We start from the raw sequence: 16,303 nt of genomic DNA, 5'->3' as shown, positions 1-16,303 counted from the left end.
ATTGATTATCCTTTTAAGGCGTTGAGTACGGCATCGCCCATGCCGGAAGTACTGACTTTGATCATGCCTTCCGAGTAAATGTCCGCGGTTCTGACTTTGCTGTCCAGTGCGGTATTCACCGCGCGCTCTATGCGCTCGGCGGCGTCAGCTTGATTAAAGGTGTAACGCAGCATCATCGCGACCGACAAAATCGTCGCCAATGGATTGGCAATGCCTTGCCCGGCAATGTCCGGTGCCGAACCGTGAATCGGTTCGTACATACCCTTGGCGTTGGCGTCTAATGAAGCCGACGGCAACATGCCGATCGAGCCGGTCAGCATCGCCGCGATGTCGGACAAAATATCGCCGAACATATTGCTGGTGACGATCACATCGAATTGTTTTGGTGCCCGCACCAGTTGCATCGCGGCGTTGTCGACATACATATGCGTGAGTTGCACGTCCGGATACTCTTTACCCACTTCGGTCATCACGCTACGCCACAACTCGGTCACTTCCAGCACGTTGGCTTTATCCACCGAACACAGCTTTTTATGACGTTTTTGCGCGATCTTGAAAGCGGAATGACCGATGCGGCGAATTTCAGACTCGCTGTAAATCTTGGTGTTGATACCCACTTTCTCGCCGTTTTCGGCAACGTGCACACCGCGTGGCTGGCCGAAATAAATGCCGCCGGTCAGTTCGCGGACGATCATCAGGTCCAGACCCGACACCACTTCCGGTTTCAAGGTCGAGGCATCGACCAGTTGCGGATATAAAATCGCCGGACGCAGATTGGAGAACAGATTCAGTTCGGAACGAATGCCCAATAAACCGCGCTCTGGACGTATCGCATGGGCCAGCGGTTCCCATTTCGGGCCGCCGACCGCGCCCAGCAACACTGCGTCGGCGTTTTTGCACAGATTCAGTGTTGTTTGCGGCAGCGGCGTGCCGAAAGCGTCGTAAGCCGCGCCACCGATCAGGGCGTTTTCGAATACCAGGCCCAGATCCATGTCGGTATTCAGGAAGCTCAGAACCTTGATCGCTTCGGCAACAATTTCCGGTCCGATGCCATCTCCGGCCAGAACTGCAATTTTTTTGGGCATTTTTTTACCTTTCAATGGAGCTTACGCGTCTTTGAACAACCACGGGGCGCGTTTGGCGCGCTCGGCTTCATAGGTTTTAATTTTGTCGGCGTGTTGCAGCGTCAAGGCGATGTCGTCCAGACCGTTCAATAACCGATGCTTGCGTGTTGGGTCAATTTTGAAATTAATAAAAATACCACTGGGCTTCTTAATTGTTTGCTCTTCAAGGTCAATTGTTAATTGATACCCTTCTGTTAATCCATTAAATAGGCTATTGACGTCGTTAGTTGGCAAAATAATGGGCAAGATGCCGTTCTTGAAGCAGTTGTTAAAGAAAATGTCGGCAAAGCTAGGCGCGATAATCGCCCTGAACCCGTAATCTTCCAATGCCCAAGGCGCATGCTCGCGCGAGGAGCCGCAGCCGAAGTTTTCGCGGGTCAGCAGGATTTGTGCGCCTTGATATTTGGCCTGGTTCAGCACGAAGTCTTTATTCAACGGCCGGTTGGTGCAATCCATTTCCGGTTCGCCTCTGTCCAGATAACGCCACTCGTCGAACAGATAGGGGCCGAAGCCGGCGCGGCGGATGGACTTTAAAAACTGCTTGGGGATGATCGCATCGGTATCGATATTGGCTCTGTCCAAGGGCGCAACCAGTGCTGTCAAAGTAGTAAAAGCCCTCATGCCTCACCTCCGTGTGCGACACCCTGACGGGTCGCCGATGGCGATGCAAAAATCCTATCCTGTATTTTTGTCATGATTATGCCTCCTCAGCAATGTTGACAAAATGGCCGGCAATCGCTGCCGCGGCCGCCATGGCCGGGCTGACCAAGTGGGTGCGGCCGCCGTAGCCTTGTCGGCCTTCAAAGTTACGATTCGAGGTCGAAGCGCAATGCTCGCCGGCTTCCAAACGGTCGGCGTTCATTGCCAGACACATCGAGCAACCGGGATCGCGCCATTCGAAATCGGCGGCAGTGAAGATTTTATCCAGGCCTTCCGCTTCAGCTTGTTGCTTGATCAAGCCTGAGCCGGGCACGATCAGCACCTGTTTTACAGAGGCAGCTTTTTTACGGCCTTTAATAACGGCGGCTGCGGCGCGCAAGTCTTCGATGCGCGAGTTGGTGCAAGAACCGATAAAGACTTTATCCAACTTGATGTCGGTGATTTTCTGGCCGGCTTGCAAACCCATGTATTGCAAAGCCCGCTCGATGCCTTGGCGTTTAGTTGGGTCTGCTTCCTGCGCAGGATCGGGTACGTTGGCATCGACTGCCACCACCATTTCCGGTGAAGTGCCCCAGCTGACTTGCGGTTTTATCCCGGCAGCATCTATCTGGATGACTTGGTCGAATAAATCGCCGCTGTAGCTGTCGGAGCGCAGATTTTGCCAATAGCGCACCGCCATGTTCCAGTCGTCGCCTTTGGGTGCATAGGGGCGGCCTTGGTAATAATCGATGGTAATGTCGTCGACCGCAATCAAGCCGGCACGGGCGCCCGCTTCGATCGCCATGTTGCAGACCGTCATCCGGCCTTCCATAGACAGCGACCAAATCGCATCGCCCCCGAATTCGATGGTGTAACCGGTGCCGCCGGCGGTGCCGATTTGGCCGATGATCGCCAGCACAATGTCTTTAGCTGTAACGCCCGGACCGGCTTTGCCGTTGACTTTGATCAGCATGTTTTTGGCTTTTTTCTGTACCAGACATTGGGTCGCCAGCGCATGTTCGACTTCCGAGGTGCCGATACCAAACGCCAGAGCCGCCGAAGCACCATGAGTGGAGGTATGCGAGTCGCCGCAGACGATGGTCATGCCGGGCAGGGTGGCGCCCTGTTCCGGGCCGATCACATGCACAATGCCTTGGCGAATGTCGGCCATGTCGAATTCGGTAATGCCGAATTCTTTACAGTTGCTTTCCAGCGTTTCGACTTGCAACCGTGAGACCGGATCGGCAATGCCTTTATCGCGATCGGTGGTCGGCACGTTGTGGTCCGCGACTGCCAGGTTTCTGGCGATGCGCCAAGGTTGGCGGCCGGACAGGCGCAAGCCGTCGAAAGCTTGCGGTGACGTCACTTCGTGCAGCAGTTGCCGATCGATGTAGATCAGGCACGAGCCGTCGTCTTCGGTGTGGACGACGTGGTCGTCCCAGAGTTTGTCGTATAAGGTTTTACCAGCCATCTAAGTTTCCGATAAAGAAGTTAACAATAATGCTCAGCCCAAAATGGCGAGTAGTTTGTTGGTAATGTCGCTGACCGAGCCAACGCCGGCGATCGAAGCGAATTTAGCGTTTTGATTGGGCGCGGCATAAAAGCCGACCAGCGGTTTGGTTTGTTCGTGATAGACGCTCAAGCGCTTACGGACCGTTTCTTCCTGGTCGTCGTCGCGTTGGATCAAAGGCTCGCCGGTAACATCGTCCAATCCTTCCTGTTTAGGCGGATTAAAAACCACGTGATAGGTACGGCCGGATACCATGTGTACGCGTCTGCCGCTCATGCGTTTGATGATTTCCTCGTCGTCCACGGCGATTTCAATTACATGGTCCAGTTCCACGCCCATGTTCGCCAGGCCTTCAGCCTGAGCGATAGTGCGCGGGAAGCCGTCCAGCAAGAAACCATTTTTGCAATCGTCCTGGGCGATACGTTCTTTAATCAGTCCCAGAATGATCTCGTCGGACACCAGTCCGCCGGCATCCATGACTTTCTTGGCTTCGATACCCAGCGGGGTGCCTTCGCGGACGGCGGCGCGCAGCATGTCACCGGTGGAAATTTGCGGAATCGCAAATTTTTCCGTGATGAACTGGGCTTGGGTGCCTTTGCCCGAGCCGGGGCTGCCTAACAGGATAATGCGCATATCAATCACTCCAGAGTATGAATCAGGCTGGTTGCCTTAATATATAAAGAGAGCCGGCTCAAGCGCATCGGTTCGTGAGCCTGGCGGAAAAATCCGGCATTTTATCGCACTTGCCATGCGAATGCCGCCAAATCTTGTCGAGCCAGCGGCTTGGGCGGTTGCAAGCCTAGCTGGCGATGTTTGCTTGGATGTGCGCGCTGATCAACGCAAACTCCGCCAAGCTGACCGATTCGGCGCGCAGATTGGCGTCGATTCCCAGGTCGATGATCTGCTGCTCGGCTATGAAATTTTTCAGTGAATTGCGGATGGTCTTGCGGCGCTGCGAAAAAGCCTGGGTAACCAATTGACTAAAGCTTTTCATGTCCGGAATGTTGACCGGCGGCTGTGCATGCGGGGTCAGCCGGACGATGGCCGACATCACTTGCGGGATGGGATCGAAACTTTCCGGCGGCACGTCGAACAGTAATTCGGTTTCGCAGTAATACTGCATCATCACGCTGAGTCGGCCATATTTCTTGTTGCCCGGTTCGGCGCAAATCCGGTCCACCACTTCTTTTTGCAACATGAAATGCATGTCCTCGACGCAATCGGTGGTTTCCAGCAGATGAAACATCAGCGGCGTGGAAATGTTGTAAGGCAAATTACCGATGATGCGCAGCTTTTCGCCAGCTTGCGCCAGCGCGGCAAAATCGAAATTTAATGCATCGGCACTATGCACGGTTAAGTTGCTGCGGTCGGCAAACTGTTTTTGCAGGCGACTGACCAAATCTCTATCCAGCTCGACTACATCGAGTTTAGCGCCGGACTCTAGCAGAGGCAGGGTTAGTGCGCCCAGACCAGGGCCGATTTCTACCCAATGTTCGCCAGCCACCGGATGGGCATGAGCCAGAATGTTGTATATGATGCTGTGATCGTGCAGAAAATTCTGGCCGAAGCGTTTGCGGGCGGTGTGGGTCATGTATTAATTTTTTTAGTGAGGAATCATATCCAGCGCAGTCTGCAACGCAAACTGCAAACTACCGAGATTGGCTTTGCTGGTGCCGGCCAGTTCCAGCGCGGTGCCGTGGTCTACCGAAGTGCGGATAATCGGCAGGCCGAGGGTAATGTTGACGGCTTGGCCGAAGCCTTTGTATTTCAATACCGGCAGGCCTTGGTCGTGATACATCGCTAACACGGCGTCGGCGGTTTCCAGGTATTTGGGTGTGAACAGTGTGTCAGCGGGGAGCGGGCCGTAGAGATTGATGCCTTCACAGCGCAAGCGTTCGAGGGTCGGCACGATGATCTCGATTTCTTCGCGCCCCAGATGGCCGCTTTCGCCAGCGTGAGGATTTAGGCCGCAGACCAGTATTTTGGGTTTGTCTATCGCAAAGCGCAATTTTAGGTCGCGGTCCAGTAAACGGATGATTGTCGTCAGCGAATCCGAGGTGATCGAGGCGCTGACCTGGGATAACGGTAGATGCGTCGTGGCCAAGGCAACGCGTAAACCCGGGGTCGCCAGCATCATGACCGGCGTGCCGCCAGTCAGCTCGGCGATAAATTCGGTATGGCCGCTGAATGGCATGCCGGCATCGTTGATGACGCCTTTGTGTACTGGTCCGGTAACCATCGCTGCGAATGTGCCGCTCATGCAGCCCAATGTCGCTTGGCGGATAGTTTCCAATACATAGCGGCTGTTGGCTGGGTCAAGTCGGCCGCAGGCAGCAGTGCTGCTTAAGCTGATCGGTAGTATAGTAATCGTGCCGGCCTGATGTTTTCTCGCGAGTTGGTTTAGGTCGAAAGGTCGAATTTCCAGCGGCAAACCCAATGTTTCGGCGCGTTGCTTTAGCATGGCTGGATCGGCAACGGCGATCAATTCGCAGGCATGTTCCTGCTGCGCCAGTTGCACGCATAAGTCCGGGCCGATGCCGGCGGGTTCGCCTGGTGTTAATGCTATTCTTGGTATGGACATGGCTAATCGACCCTCAAAAACATAATCAAAACAGCATTAATCCGGCCGCGTGTAGCCGGCGTGGCGCCGATAGCGTTGAGAAAGTCAGACAGGATTGTGTTCCTGACAGATTTGTTCGCTATCGTCGTTGCTGAGCTTTTCCTGGGTGAGCTGGCAGAAAAATCCGCCGTCCTTTTCGCTGAAATTACGGCAGGTTTTGCAGACGCCGAACGATTGTGATTGGTTGGCTTTTTGCAACGCGGTCAGCGCTTGCTGAAACACGTTGGCATCGGATGGCGGAGAATCGCTGCTTCGCAGGATTGCGGTGGCACCATGGAATAGGTCGGACGGACGAGCTTGCTGCAATATCGCCGCACCATCCGGCAACAACTGCAAATGCACGACGCGTTTGTCGTTGGTATCCGGGGTTTTGCCGATATAGCCCTTTTTCTCCAGAATAATCAGCGATTGCGACACCGTGCCGCGGGTCATACCCAGATAATTGGCTACCGCGGCCGGCGTGTTGCTATATTTGTTACAGCGCGATAAGTAATTGAGCACTTGAAAGTGCACCGGTTGCAAACCCAGTTCGGTGCATTTTTTCCGTTCTTCCGAACGGATTAGCGTAGTCATGCACTCAATAAGTTCATATATATCAGTTTGTTGCATAAATTGCATTCTCTTCGTGACCCACAAGGTTGACAAGGCGAGGTTTCAAGGAGTAAATTGATAGCGAATCGAAACTTTACTTTATAACATCGGCCTGGAGTCAACAAGCTGTTATTTTACCATGCTAAATCGGGTGGCTGTTCGTCCCGGTCTTTTATGGTTTAATGCACCAAGTTGGCTCTTTTTTTTAACTTGCGGGTGGCAGGAATTTTAAATGAAAAATACTATAAAAATGCTGAATAAATCCCTACTGGCGAGTTCTATCGCCATGCTGTTGTCATCCGGAGTGGCAATGGCAAAATCCGACGATTTCCATAAGTTGTATCAAGACAATTGCGCCAGCTGCCACGGTTCCGATCACGGCGGTTATCTGGCGCCGGCGCTCAACTCTGCTACATTGAAAGGCCGTAGCCCGACCGCATTGCGCACCATCGTGATGGCCGGCAGCTTCGATACCTTGATGCCTCCATTTTACGGCAAGCTGAGCGACGACGAAATTCGCGGCGTGATCAAACATCTGCAAGAAACGCCAAAACAACCCAATCCGGCCTGGACTATCGACGACATGAAAAAGTCGTTGAAAGTCTATGTCAAAGACGAAAGCACGCTGCCCAGCAAGCCTACCTTCCAAATCGACGACAAATTCGAAAATTTGATCGGCGTGGCGGCACGCGGCAAATACGGCCGTGGCGAAGGCTCTAAAGCCATCTTCATCAACAGCACCACGCATCAAAAAGTCGGCGAAGTACCGACAGGCACGGCGGCGCACATCATCGATTTCAACCCGGCCAATCCGCGTTGGGCCTATGTAAAAACCGACACCGCCGAGATTTTCAAGGTTGATTTGTATTCCATGCAAGCGGTGCGCAGCATCAAAACCGGCTGGAACGGCCCCGGCATGGGTGTGTCCCGTGACGGCAAATACATCATGGCCGGTTCCTTCGTGCCTCATAACGCGGTGATTCTGGATGCCGACACGCTGGAGCCGTTGAAAACCTTCGAACTGGAAGGCACCGATCCGGATGGTAAACATGTTTCATCCGACTCCGGCATGATCATTGGCACGCCGTATGCGGACATCTTTGCAATCGCATTGGAAAACGCCGGCCAGGTTTGGGTGATTGATCTGAACAAAGAAGGTTTCCCTGTCACCCGGATCGAGAACGTCGGTCGGCATTTGCATGACGCTTTCCTGACCCATGGCGGCAAAAAATTGATGATTGCTTCTTACGACGACAGCATCGTCGCGGCCATCGACCTGGAAAAACGCGAAATCATCAAAAAACTGGAAGCCGGCTGTGTGCCGCACGTTGGCGGCGGTTCGGCAGTGAAAGTTGACGGCCGTACCTTGGGCTTCGGCACCAACTTCGGCGATTGCGACAAAACCGTGGTCAGCGTTTGGGACCTGGATAAAATGGAAGTCGTCAAACAAGTACCGGTTTCCGGCGGCACCGAATCGCCGGCCGCACATGCCAACGCGCCTTATGTCGCGGTTGACATCATCAGCAAGGACAGACGCGCCCGCACTGTACAATTGATCGACAAGAAAACCCTGGAAGTGGTGAGAACCCTGGATGTTGGCGGTCATGCCTACTTCCCCGAGTACAGTGCCGACGGCAAGTTCCTGTATATCAGCGCCGGCTATAACGGCGACGAAGTGGTGGTTTACGATTCCAACACCCTGCAAAAAGTCGCTTCCGTGCCGATGGAAAGTCCCGCTGGTATCTTCTCGCGCGGCCGGGTCAAATACATGACTCGCGGCTTGTCGCCTGACGAAATGGAGCAATCAAAATGAAGATGACTCCTTTTATCGTGACGCTGTTGGCGGGGCTGTTCACCGCCGGTAGCGTTCAGGCGACTAGTCTGTATGTCGGTCAATACAAGGCAGGCGCGGTATGCGCGCAATGTCACGGTATCCGGATGCCCAGCGCCGATGCGCCTTTCCCCCCCTTGGGCGGCCGCGATCCCGAGTATTTGAAAACCGCGATCAAGCAGTACCGCGACAAGACTCGGAAATCCGACATCATGAACGCGATTGCCGGTTCGCTGACCGATGCCGAAATCAACGACATCGCCGCGTATTACGGCAGCGTTAAACCTTAATAATGGGCTATCGCTGGCTGTTGCTCGGCTTGCTTTCTACCGGCGCCTTTGCGGACCAACCCAATCCGCAAAGGCAGCAGGAATTGCTGAATATGCTCAAGCATGACTGCGGCTCCTGCCACGGCCTGCCGCCGAAAGGCGGTTTGGGGCCGTCGCTGATGCCGGAAGCATTGGCCGATAAAAGCGATGCGTTGTTGCTCGATGCTATCCAAAACGGCCGAGCCGGCACCGCTATGCCGCCCTGGAAGACTTTTTTGAGTGTCGATGAAACTGGCTGGTTGATTCAGCAACTAAGAAAGCGTTGAGAGTTGTTTTGGTAATCGCTGGGCTTAGCCGCTTAATGGGCTTTACTTCTTGAATGATCGTCGCTAATTAACACGCGCCCTATGAAACTTTCTTATTCCCGGTATCTCCTGATTTTCCTGTTGTCGTCTGCGTTACCCAGTCATGCGGAACTTAGAGCTACCGGCGATCTCGGCGTAGTGATCGAACGCGAAACCGGCAGTATACAGATCGTCAATACCACGAAACCGGCGTCACTGAGCCGTATCGAAGGTTTGGGCGATTTATCCCACGCCTCGGTAGTCTTCTCCCGCGACCAGCGCTACGCCTATGTGTTCGGCCGCGACGGCGGTTTGACCAAGATCGATTTACTCCAAGATAAAATCGATAAACGCATCATCCAGGCTGGCAACAGCATCGGCGGGGCGATTTCTCAGGATGGCAAAGTTATTGCTGTTTCCAATTACACGCCCGGCGGGGTGAAGCTGTTCGACGCCGTGACGCTGGAACAACTGGCCGAAATCCCCGCCGGTTACGGCGAAGACAACAAATTATCCAAAGTGGTGGGTTTGGTCGATGCACCGGGCCAACGCTTCGTTTGCAGTTTGTTCGAAGCTAACGAAATTTGGTTGATCGACGCCAAGAATCCGCGTCAGCCCATCGTCAAGAAATTTAAAGACATCGGCAAGCAGCCTTACGATGCCTTGCTGACGCCGGACGGCCATTTCTACGCTGCCGGTTTGTTCGGCGAAAAAGGCTTGTCTTTGCTGGATTTGTGGCAGCCGGAGAAGGGTGTCGAACATATCCTGGAAGACTACGGCAAGGATGACGAGCAAATGCCGGTCTACAAAATGCCGCATCTGGAAGGCTGGACCGTAGCCGGCGATTGGCTGTTGGTGCCGGCTGTCGGTTTGCATGAAGTCTTGGTGATCGATACCCGCGAATGGGAGTTGGTCAAACGGATTCCGGTGGCCGGCCAGCCGGTGTTTGTCACCTCGCGGCCGGACGGGCGGCAGGTCTGGGTGAATTTTGCTTTCCCGGATAATCATACTGTGCAAGTCATCGACTTGAAAGACTTTAACATCGTCAAAACCCTGCAACCCGGTAAAGCCGTGCTGCACATGGAATTCAGTCCGCGCGGCGAAGCGGTGTGGCTGGCGGTGCGCGACGAGGACAGGGTGATGGTCTACGACACCGAGACCTTCGTCGAGACCGCTCGCCTACCGGCGCAAAAGCCCAGCGGCATATTCTTCAGCGACCGCGCGAACAGGATAGGCTGGTAACATGCTGGCACCCTTGCACAAACGCCTGCTCAACGACTATCAGCAGGATTTTCCGCTGAGTCCGACCCCTTACCGCGACATCGCCGAGCAACTCGGCGTCAGCGAGGAGGAAGTGTTGGATGCCTTTTATGAGCTGTCCGAGCAGCAAATGATCAGCCGCATCGGTCCGGTCATCGCGCCCAACAGCATAGGTAGCAGCGCGCTGGTGGCAATGGCGGTGCCGGAAGCTGATTTGGCGCGGGTTGCCGAACTGGTCAACGCTTATCCGGAAGTCAATCATAACTATGAGCGCGAGAACCGTTTCAATCTGTGGTTTGTGGCGGTGGCCGACGATGAAGGCCATCTGTACAGCGTGATTGCCGACATCGAAGCCAAGACCGGTTACAAAACCATGTTATTGCCGATGCTGGCCGATTATTTCATCAATTTGGGTTTTGAATTGAATCTGCATGATTGACGCCATCGATTATCAATTAATAGCCGCCGTGCAGGCTGGTTTGCCTATCGCCGCCCGGCCTTATGAGGTAATCGGGGAAAAATTGGCGATTGCCGAGCAAGAAGTCATCGAACGTCTGGCAAGGCTTAAATCCCAAGGTCTGATCAAGCGCTGGGGCGTGGTGGTCAAACACCGAGCGCTCGGCTATCAAGCCAACGCGATGATCGTGATGAATGTGCCTGACGAACGCGTCGGCGAAATCGGGGCACTGATCAGCCTACAGCCATGCGTGAATCTCTGCTATCAACGGCCACGCCAGGGCGAGGTCTGGCCTTACAGCCTGTATTGCATGATTCACGGCAAGAGCCGGGAAGTCGTGCTGGAGCAATGGGCCGAATTGCGTCATGCCTGCCAGTTGACCGATTATGCGTATGAAGTCTTGTTTAGCCGCCGCTGTTTCAAACAGCGGGGGGCGATTTATGCGCGCAACACAGCGGTCCGCGAGAAGAGTAGGGCTGAGCATCGTCAACATTCACCCGTCGAGTTTCAAAACCAGTCAGGATTCGGGTTGCCCGCCGTTTGAAACATGGATGACATCGACAAAACCATCATCAATTGCCTGCAACAAGGCTTCCCGATCTGCGCGTCGCCGTATCGGCAAGTCGCCGAACAACTGGGCATCACGGAAACTGATTTGCTGAATCGATTGCAAGCAATGCTGGCTGACGGCGTGTTGTCCCGCTTTGGGCCGATGTATCACGCCGAGCAGATGGGCGGTGCCTTGACGCTGGCCGCGCTGAAAGCACCGGGGGCGCGTTTCGACGAAGTCGCCGAAATCGTCAACGCCTTCCCGGAAGTTGCCCACAATTACGCCCGCAATCATGCGTTGAACATGTGGTTCGTACTAGCCACCGAGAAGCCGGAACAGGTGCAAAACGTGATCGCCGAGATCGAAAAAAAAACCGGTTTGATCGTCTACAACATGCCGAAAATCAGCGAATATTACGTTGGTTTGCAGCTGGAGGCCTGATGCTGCTGGATGCTGCTGATAGGCAAATCATTCAGGTGACCCAGGCTGGCTTGCCATTGGTCGCGGAGCCTTACCAAGCCGTCGCCGAGCAACTGGGTTTGACCGCCCAGGAAGTGATGCTGCGCATGGTGGGCATGCAGCAGGCCGGCGTCATCCGCCGCATCGCCGCGGTGCCCAATCATTACAAGCTGGGCTACCGCTATAACGGCATGACGGTCTGGGATGTCGACGATGACCATGTCGACGCGCTGGGACAGCGCGTCGCAGAACTACCTTTCGTCAGCCATTGCTATCAACGGCCACGCTATCTGCCGGAGTGGCCTTACAATTTGTTTGCGATGGTGCATGGCAAGACTGAACAGGACGCTGAGCGGCAAATTGCCGTGATCGCCGATTTGCTGGGCGAGGACGCGCGCCGGCATACGGTGCTGTACAGTAGTAAAATTCTGAAAAAAACCGGTCTAAGGATCGCGGGGTAGAGATGTTTAGACTAAGCCAATATATGCGCGAGCTGTTGCATCCCACTCCAATAAAACCCGCGCGCAAACCGTCCGGGCCGGTGGTGATCTGGAATTTGATTCGCCGTTGCAACCTGACCTGCAAGCATTGCTACACCACCTCCGCCGACATCAACTTTCCGGGCGAATTGTCCACGCCGGAAATTTATACGGTGATGGATGATCTTAAGGCTTTCAAAGTGCCGGTGTTGATCCTGTCGGGCGGCGAGCCGTTGCTGCATCCCGACATTTTTCCGATCTCACAACGGGCCCGCGACATGGGCTTTTACGTGGCGCTGTCCAGTAATGGCACGCTGATCAACCAAAGCAATATCGAGCAGATTGCCGCGATTGACTATCAATATATCGGCGTCAGCCTGGACGGCATGCGCGAGGCGCACGACAAGTTTCGGCAGAAACAAGGTTCGTTCGACGCATCGCTGGCCGGCATCAGATTATGTCGCGACCATGGTATCAAGGCCGGCGTGCGATTTACCTTGACGCAGGATAATGCCCACGATTTCGGGGCGATGCTCCAATTGATGGACAACGAAGATATCGACAAATTCTATCTGTCGCATCTGAATTACGGCGGCCGTGGTAACAGAAACCGTAAGGACGATGCCGAGTTTCAATTGACCCGGCAGGTGATGGATAAATTATTTGAAAAATCCTTGAGCTGGGAGCAGCAAGGTCTGCATCGGGAAGTGGTGACCGGCAACAACGACGCCGACGCGGTGTATTTTCTGCATTGGATTAAACGTCGCTTCCCCGAGCAAGCAGAACATATCCAGGCCAAATTAGAGCAATGGGGCGGCAACGCCTCCGGCGTCAACGTTGCCAATATAGACAACCTCGGTAACGTCCACCCCGATACCTTCTGGTGGCATTACGGTTTGGGCAATGTCCGCAAACGGCCGTTTTCCGAGATTTGGCAGGATGTGTCCGATCCGTTGATGGCCGGTTTGAAAGCTTCGCCCCGGCCCTTGCGGGGGCGTTGCGGTACTTGCCATTATCAAAGTATTTGCAACGGCAACACCCGCGTCCGCGCTCAGCAAATGACCGGCGATTTCTGGGCCGAGGATCCTGGTTGCTATTTGGGCGACGAGGAGATTGCCGCATAGAGCGGATTTTCTGGAGGCCCGTCTAAAGGACTCCAGGCGATCCGCTATTTGCAAAGTTATCCACCGCATACACGGCGAAAAGACCGTGTGTACCCATTTTCGGATAGCGGTAAATCGGCAATGGGCGATTTGCGCCTACGCTGTCTGATCAATAATGCTGTATTTCTTCCGCATGGCTTTCACGATCAAATCCAGTAACAGTTCGAATATTTCCTGTTCCACCCATTCCGGCACATAAGGAATATCGAGCCTGTTGTTCAGGCGAGTGCCCAGTACCAATTTCAGCGCTTCCGCGTCTTTTTCGGAAATGCCGGCGCTGGCATTTTTAACCAGGCCATATAATTCGTTGGGCAGGCTTTGATACAACATCCGGTCGAATTGCTTAACGGTCTTGACGAAAATGACCTGTTCGGTGCCTTCCGGGATAAACGGGATATCGATCTTTTTGTTCAATTTGCTCGCTAAAGCCTCGACTTCTTCATCGGATAGCATTTCTATCTGGCTATCCATGTCGCGCCTAATGATTTCGCGTTGTTCCTCGGTCAATACAATTGCAGTCATTTTATGTCTCCTGTTGTCTGTGAAAATTTGCCCTATAGTTTTTACCAACTTGCGCCAGCGCCCGTTGCTGCCACCGAGAGTAGCCGGTAACTTTAAGTCGTGTCAATCGTAAAAGGGCATACAGGGCAAATGGCGCGATATGAAGCGATGCCGGTCACACTGGTTTAAGTCGGTTCCAGAGTATCCTGTCCATGGAGGATCGAATGGCGCTGGCGTCCGGTTACGCCTTGGTATATGTCGGCGGCGGAGGGCGGCCGCCTTGGGTTTTTGATCGCAAACAGTCCTTCGTCGAAACATCGGGTGAGATGACAATGGGTATGTTTACTTTTGCCGCATCAGGGAGTTTGGTACGCTCCACAGCAATCTAGCCGTGGGAACATCGGAAAAGTCGACATCCAGGCGGGTAAGGGAGGCTTTTTTGACGATAATATTATAGGGAGCGGTGGCTAATACGCGGGCGATGATCTCGGAAAAATCCGGTTCGTGGCCTACCAGCCAAACGTCGTCCAGACCTTGTTCGACTAGCTTGCTTAGTTCGGAAAGCAGGGTTGACACCGATGTGTCGCTGCCCAACCAATCCACTATTTGCGGCGCAGGGCAACCGGGTAATCGCTCGTTCAGGATCGTTGCGGTTTGTTGCGCGCGTAGTAGCGGGCTGGAATAAATCGTCCCCGGAATCAACTGATTGGCCTGGCAAAAGGCGGCTAACCGTTTCACTTGCTTTTCGCCCTTGTCGATTAACGAGCGGTCGGCATCGGTTTTGGATAGGCTGCCTTCTTCGGCGGTAGCGTGTCTCAGGAAGGTAATAAGCATGATAAGCCTCCTAATGGACTGATCGGGGAAGGGGTTTTAAGGTGTCGATTATCCTTGATTCTAGTATGAGGCGACGAAGTTGGTAGATTATTCTCGACGGCTATTCTTGTCGGCCTAAGAGTTGGGGTTTAGTTGGAAGTGTTCCGAGTGGAAGTGGACATGCGATAATTCTTGACTGAATTACTGGGTATAGTCATAATCTCTCCATTTTCAATTGCTTATAGAGTTTTATATGGCCGATCCTATTGTGTTTACCGATAGTGCCGCGCAAAAAGTTGCGGGTTTGATTCAAGAAGAAGGTAACGATAATCTTAAACTTAGAGTCTATATCAGCGGTGGTGGCTGTTCAGGGTTTCAATACGGTTTTACCTTTGACGAAGAAGTGAACGACGACGATACTCAAATCGTTAAGGATGGCGTGACGGTGTTGATCGATTCGATGAGCATCCAGTATTTGAGTGGCGCCGAAATCGATTACAAGGAAGATTTAACCGGCGCGCAATTCGTGATTCGCAATCCTAACGCTACTACGACCTGCGGTTGCGGCTCGTCGTTCTCTGCTTAAATCGTTTTGCCCGGATAAATTCCACCTAAAACCACGGGCGTATTGGCGCCCGTGACGCTACACAAATTACCCGGCTTGTTGTTGAGTGTTTGCCGCGCCAGCCAGGCAAACGCAATCGCTTCGACATGATCGGGGTCGATTCCTTGTTCGGCTGTCGACATAACCGGCATTTTCAGATTTTCCCGCAAAAGACTCATCAATCGGCTGTTATGCGCGCCGCCCCCGCAGATTAGCGTTTGTAAGGTATTGGGGGCGTATTGACGAATCGCGTCTGCAATGGTGTCGGCAGTGAGCTGACAGAGTGTGGCTTGAATGTCTTCGGGTTTAAGATCGTTGAATAAGCTAAGTTTTTGTTGCAGCCAAGCGGATGAAAAATACTCCTTGCCGGTACTTTTCGGTGGCGTTAAGCGAAAATAGGCATCGTCTTTTAAGGCGCCGAGTAAAGTCGGGAGGCGGCGGCCGCTTGCCGCCCAGTCGCCGTTCCGGTCGTAAGCTTGCTTGCAATGCTGCTGGCACCACCAGTCCATTAAGCCGTTGCCGGGGCCAGTGTCGAAGCCGATGACTGGTTTGTCGTCCAATATCGTGATGTTGGCGATACCGCCGATATTGACGATTGTCCTGGTTTGCGATGGGTCGGCAAAGATGGCTTGATGAAAAGCCGGTACTAATGGCGCGCCTTGGCCGCCGACGGCGATGTCGCGGCGGCGGAAATCGGCGACAGTGGTGATGCCGGTCATTTCGGCGATGCGATTTGGATCGCCGATTTGCAGGGAAAAGCCACTGGCTGTTTCCGGCGCGTGATAGACGGTCTGACCGTGGCTGCCGATGGCTTGGATTGCCGAAGTCGGAATTTGAGCGTCATCGAGTAACTTTAAGGTAGCTTCGGCAAATAGCTGGCCAAGTCGGCTGTCCAGCGTGCCGTAATCCTTTAACAGAATCGGTTGATCTGCTTGGCTGATATTATGGATTTGTTGCCTAAGTTCGGTGGGAAAAGCTTGATAGTGGAAGCCGACCAGACGAATTTTGCCGTGGCTAAAATCGACGAGGCCAGCGTCGATACCATCGACGCTGGTCCCTGACATTAGGCCTATATAAAGCTCGGACACG

At 53.7% G+C, this 16,303-nt stretch carries 20 protein-coding genes; 10 read left to right on the top strand and 10 right to left on the bottom strand.

Features of this window, described 5'->3' with window-relative positions:
• Positions 1 to 5: 5 nt before the first annotated feature.
• The 7 genes from leuB to QZJ86_RS17775 all read right to left on the bottom strand — a co-directional run bounded on the left by leuB (position 6) and on the right by QZJ86_RS17775 (position 6,502).
• Entirely contained in the window at positions 6 to 1,085 is a 1,080-nt protein-coding gene (gene leuB, locus QZJ86_RS17805; RefSeq protein ID WP_301671825.1) for a 3-isopropylmalate dehydrogenase, read from the bottom strand.
• A gap of 21 nt (positions 1,086 to 1,106) precedes the next feature.
• The gene (gene leuD, locus QZJ86_RS17800) at positions 1,107 to 1,745 is read right to left on the bottom strand and encodes a 3-isopropylmalate dehydratase small subunit (RefSeq protein WP_301671824.1); all 639 of its coding nucleotides are present in this window, start codon (positions 1,743 to 1,745) and stop codon (positions 1,107 to 1,109) included.
• A gap of 76 nt (positions 1,746 to 1,821) precedes the next feature.
• Complete coding sequence (leuC, locus tag QZJ86_RS17795; protein ID WP_301671823.1) at positions 1,822 to 3,234, bottom strand: 3-isopropylmalate dehydratase large subunit; 1,413 nt, start codon at positions 3,232 to 3,234, stop codon at positions 1,822 to 1,824.
• 33 nt (positions 3,235 to 3,267) lie between these two features.
• On the bottom strand, positions 3,268 to 3,906 hold the full coding sequence (gene adk, locus QZJ86_RS17790; protein WP_301671822.1) for an adenylate kinase: 639 nt from the start codon (positions 3,904 to 3,906) through the stop codon (positions 3,268 to 3,270).
• 166 nt (positions 3,907 to 4,072) lie between these two features.
• The gene (gene rsmA, locus QZJ86_RS17785; RefSeq protein WP_301671821.1) at positions 4,073 to 4,864 is read right to left on the bottom strand and encodes a 16S rRNA (adenine(1518)-N(6)/adenine(1519)-N(6))-dimethyltransferase RsmA; all 792 of its coding nucleotides are present in this window, start codon (positions 4,862 to 4,864) and stop codon (positions 4,073 to 4,075) included.
• Between the two features lie 12 nt (positions 4,865 to 4,876).
• Positions 4,877 to 5,854 carry a 4-hydroxythreonine-4-phosphate dehydrogenase PdxA gene (pdxA, locus tag QZJ86_RS17780; RefSeq protein ID WP_301671820.1) on the bottom strand — a complete coding sequence of 326 codons (978 nt, stop codon included), beginning with the start codon at positions 5,852 to 5,854 and terminating at the stop codon, positions 4,877 to 4,879.
• An 84-nt stretch (positions 5,855 to 5,938) separates the two neighbouring features.
• On the bottom strand, positions 5,939 to 6,502 hold the full coding sequence (locus QZJ86_RS17775; RefSeq protein ID WP_407081624.1) for a MarR family winged helix-turn-helix transcriptional regulator: 564 nt from the start codon (positions 6,500 to 6,502) through the stop codon (positions 5,939 to 5,941).
• 214 nt (positions 6,503 to 6,716) lie between these two features.
• Here QZJ86_RS17775 and QZJ86_RS17770 point away from each other — a divergent pair, with 214 nt between their 5' ends.
• The 9 genes from QZJ86_RS17770 to nirJ all read left to right on the top strand — a co-directional run bounded on the left by QZJ86_RS17770 (position 6,717) and on the right by nirJ (position 13,257).
• The gene (locus tag QZJ86_RS17770; protein ID WP_301671818.1) at positions 6,717 to 8,297 is read left to right on the top strand and encodes a nitrite reductase; all 1,581 of its coding nucleotides are present in this window, start codon (positions 6,717 to 6,719) and stop codon (positions 8,295 to 8,297) included.
• Entirely contained in the window at positions 8,294 to 8,605 is a 312-nt protein-coding gene (locus QZJ86_RS17765) for a c-type cytochrome (protein WP_301671817.1), read from the top strand. The genes QZJ86_RS17770 and QZJ86_RS17765 overlap by 4 nt, the downstream gene beginning before the upstream one ends.
• Before the next feature lie 2 nt (positions 8,606 to 8,607).
• The gene (locus QZJ86_RS17760; RefSeq protein ID WP_301671816.1) at positions 8,608 to 8,910 is read left to right on the top strand and encodes a c-type cytochrome; all 303 of its coding nucleotides are present in this window, start codon (positions 8,608 to 8,610) and stop codon (positions 8,908 to 8,910) included.
• An 81-nt stretch (positions 8,911 to 8,991) separates the two neighbouring features.
• Positions 8,992 to 10,170 (top strand): cytochrome D1 domain-containing protein, encoded by a 1,179-nt coding sequence (locus QZJ86_RS17755; RefSeq protein ID WP_301671815.1) that lies wholly within the window; start codon positions 8,992 to 8,994, stop codon positions 10,168 to 10,170.
• Between the two features lies 1 nt (position 10,171).
• Entirely contained in the window at positions 10,172 to 10,627 is a 456-nt protein-coding gene (locus QZJ86_RS17750) for an Lrp/AsnC family transcriptional regulator (RefSeq protein WP_301671814.1), read from the top strand.
• Positions 10,620 to 11,189 carry a siroheme decarboxylase subunit beta gene (gene ahbB / locus QZJ86_RS17745; RefSeq protein WP_301671813.1) on the top strand — a complete coding sequence of 190 codons (570 nt, stop codon included), beginning with the start codon at positions 10,620 to 10,622 and terminating at the stop codon, positions 11,187 to 11,189. Before QZJ86_RS17750 ends, ahbB (QZJ86_RS17745) begins: the two co-directional genes overlap by 8 nt.
• A gap of 3 nt (positions 11,190 to 11,192) precedes the next feature.
• The gene (locus tag QZJ86_RS17740; protein WP_301671812.1) at positions 11,193 to 11,636 is read left to right on the top strand and encodes an Lrp/AsnC family transcriptional regulator; all 444 of its coding nucleotides are present in this window, start codon (positions 11,193 to 11,195) and stop codon (positions 11,634 to 11,636) included.
• Positions 11,636 to 12,115, top strand: coding sequence for a siroheme decarboxylase subunit beta (ahbB, locus tag QZJ86_RS17735; RefSeq protein WP_301671811.1), 480 nt, complete (start codon positions 11,636 to 11,638; stop codon positions 12,113 to 12,115). Before QZJ86_RS17740 ends, ahbB (QZJ86_RS17735) begins: the two co-directional genes overlap by 1 nt.
• 2 nt (positions 12,116 to 12,117) lie before the next feature.
• Positions 12,118 to 13,257, top strand: coding sequence for a heme d1 biosynthesis radical SAM protein NirJ (nirJ, locus tag QZJ86_RS17730; protein ID WP_301671810.1), 1,140 nt, complete (start codon positions 12,118 to 12,120; stop codon positions 13,255 to 13,257).
• A gap of 135 nt (positions 13,258 to 13,392) precedes the next feature.
• Here the strand turns inward: nirJ and QZJ86_RS17725 are convergent, their stop codons facing one another.
• Both QZJ86_RS17725 and QZJ86_RS17720 read right to left on the bottom strand, forming a co-directional pair.
• On the bottom strand, positions 13,393 to 13,818 hold the full coding sequence (locus QZJ86_RS17725) for a hypothetical protein (protein ID WP_301671809.1): 426 nt from the start codon (positions 13,816 to 13,818) through the stop codon (positions 13,393 to 13,395).
• Between the two features lie 321 nt (positions 13,819 to 14,139).
• Complete coding sequence (locus QZJ86_RS17720) at positions 14,140 to 14,631, bottom strand: SixA phosphatase family protein (RefSeq protein ID WP_301671807.1); 492 nt, start codon at positions 14,629 to 14,631, stop codon at positions 14,140 to 14,142.
• A 232-nt stretch (positions 14,632 to 14,863) separates the two neighbouring features.
• On the opposite strand from QZJ86_RS17720, the gene erpA reads away from it, so the two are divergent.
• Positions 14,864 to 15,196 (top strand): iron-sulfur cluster insertion protein ErpA, encoded by a 333-nt coding sequence (gene erpA, locus QZJ86_RS17715; RefSeq protein ID WP_301671806.1) that lies wholly within the window; start codon positions 14,864 to 14,866, stop codon positions 15,194 to 15,196.
• Here erpA and QZJ86_RS17710 read toward each other — a convergent pair.
• The gene (locus QZJ86_RS17710) at positions 15,193 to 16,302 is read right to left on the bottom strand and encodes an anhydro-N-acetylmuramic acid kinase (protein ID WP_301939024.1); all 1,110 of its coding nucleotides are present in this window, start codon (positions 16,300 to 16,302) and stop codon (positions 15,193 to 15,195) included. The two genes, erpA and QZJ86_RS17710, sit on opposite strands and share 4 nt — an antisense overlap.
• Position 16,303: the final 1 nt, after the last annotated feature.

This window comes from Methylomonas montana (assembly GCF_030490285.1).
In the GTDB taxonomy this organism is placed as follows: domain Bacteria; phylum Pseudomonadota; class Gammaproteobacteria; order Methylococcales; family Methylomonadaceae; genus Methylomonas; species Methylomonas montana.
The sequence above is the reverse complement of the archived record's forward strand: the minus strand, read 5'-3'. Positions and strand labels throughout refer to the sequence as shown.

Bases quoted from the DNA above. Each gene is read 5' to 3' on its own strand.
- leuB (WP_301671825.1), bottom strand. From the start codon at position 1,085: ATGCCCAAAAAAATTGCAGTTCTGGCCGGAGATGGCATCGGACCGGAA.
- QZJ86_RS17770 (WP_301671818.1), top strand. From the start codon at position 6,717: ATGAAAAATACTATAAAAATGCTGAATAAATCCCTACTGGCGAGTTCT.
- QZJ86_RS17765 (WP_301671817.1), top strand. From the start codon at position 8,294: ATGAAGATGACTCCTTTTATCGTGACGCTGTTGGCGGGGCTGTTCACC.
- leuD (WP_301671824.1), bottom strand. From the start codon at position 1,745: ATGAGGGCTTTTACTACTTTGACAGCACTGGTTGCGCCCTTGGACAGA.
- erpA (WP_301671806.1), top strand. From the start codon at position 14,864: ATGGCCGATCCTATTGTGTTTACCGATAGTGCCGCGCAAAAAGTTGCG.
- leuC (WP_301671823.1), bottom strand. From the start codon at position 3,234: ATGGCTGGTAAAACCTTATACGACAAACTCTGGGACGACCACGTCGTC.
- ahbB (WP_301671811.1), top strand. From the start codon at position 11,636: ATGCTGCTGGATGCTGCTGATAGGCAAATCATTCAGGTGACCCAGGCT.
- adk (WP_301671822.1), bottom strand. From the start codon at position 3,906: ATGCGCATTATCCTGTTAGGCAGCCCCGGCTCGGGCAAAGGCACCCAA.
- QZJ86_RS17755 (WP_301671815.1), top strand. From the start codon at position 8,992: ATGAAACTTTCTTATTCCCGGTATCTCCTGATTTTCCTGTTGTCGTCT.
- QZJ86_RS17740 (WP_301671812.1), top strand. From the start codon at position 11,193: ATGGATGACATCGACAAAACCATCATCAATTGCCTGCAACAAGGCTTC.
- pdxA (WP_301671820.1), bottom strand. From the start codon at position 5,854: ATGTCCATACCAAGAATAGCATTAACACCAGGCGAACCCGCCGGCATC.
- QZJ86_RS17775 (WP_407081624.1), bottom strand. From the start codon at position 6,502: ATGCAACAAACTGATATATATGAACTTATTGAGTGCATGACTACGCTA.
- QZJ86_RS17760 (WP_301671816.1), top strand. From the start codon at position 8,608: ATGGGCTATCGCTGGCTGTTGCTCGGCTTGCTTTCTACCGGCGCCTTT.
- nirJ (WP_301671810.1), top strand. From the start codon at position 12,118: ATGTTTAGACTAAGCCAATATATGCGCGAGCTGTTGCATCCCACTCCA.
- QZJ86_RS17725 (WP_301671809.1), bottom strand. From the start codon at position 13,818: ATGACTGCAATTGTATTGACCGAGGAACAACGCGAAATCATTAGGCGC.
- rsmA (WP_301671821.1), bottom strand. From the start codon at position 4,864: ATGACCCACACCGCCCGCAAACGCTTCGGCCAGAATTTTCTGCACGAT.
- ahbB (WP_301671813.1), top strand. From the start codon at position 10,620: ATGATTGACGCCATCGATTATCAATTAATAGCCGCCGTGCAGGCTGGT.
- QZJ86_RS17720 (WP_301671807.1), bottom strand. From the start codon at position 14,631: ATGCTTATTACCTTCCTGAGACACGCTACCGCCGAAGAAGGCAGCCTA.
- QZJ86_RS17750 (WP_301671814.1), top strand. From the start codon at position 10,172: ATGCTGGCACCCTTGCACAAACGCCTGCTCAACGACTATCAGCAGGAT.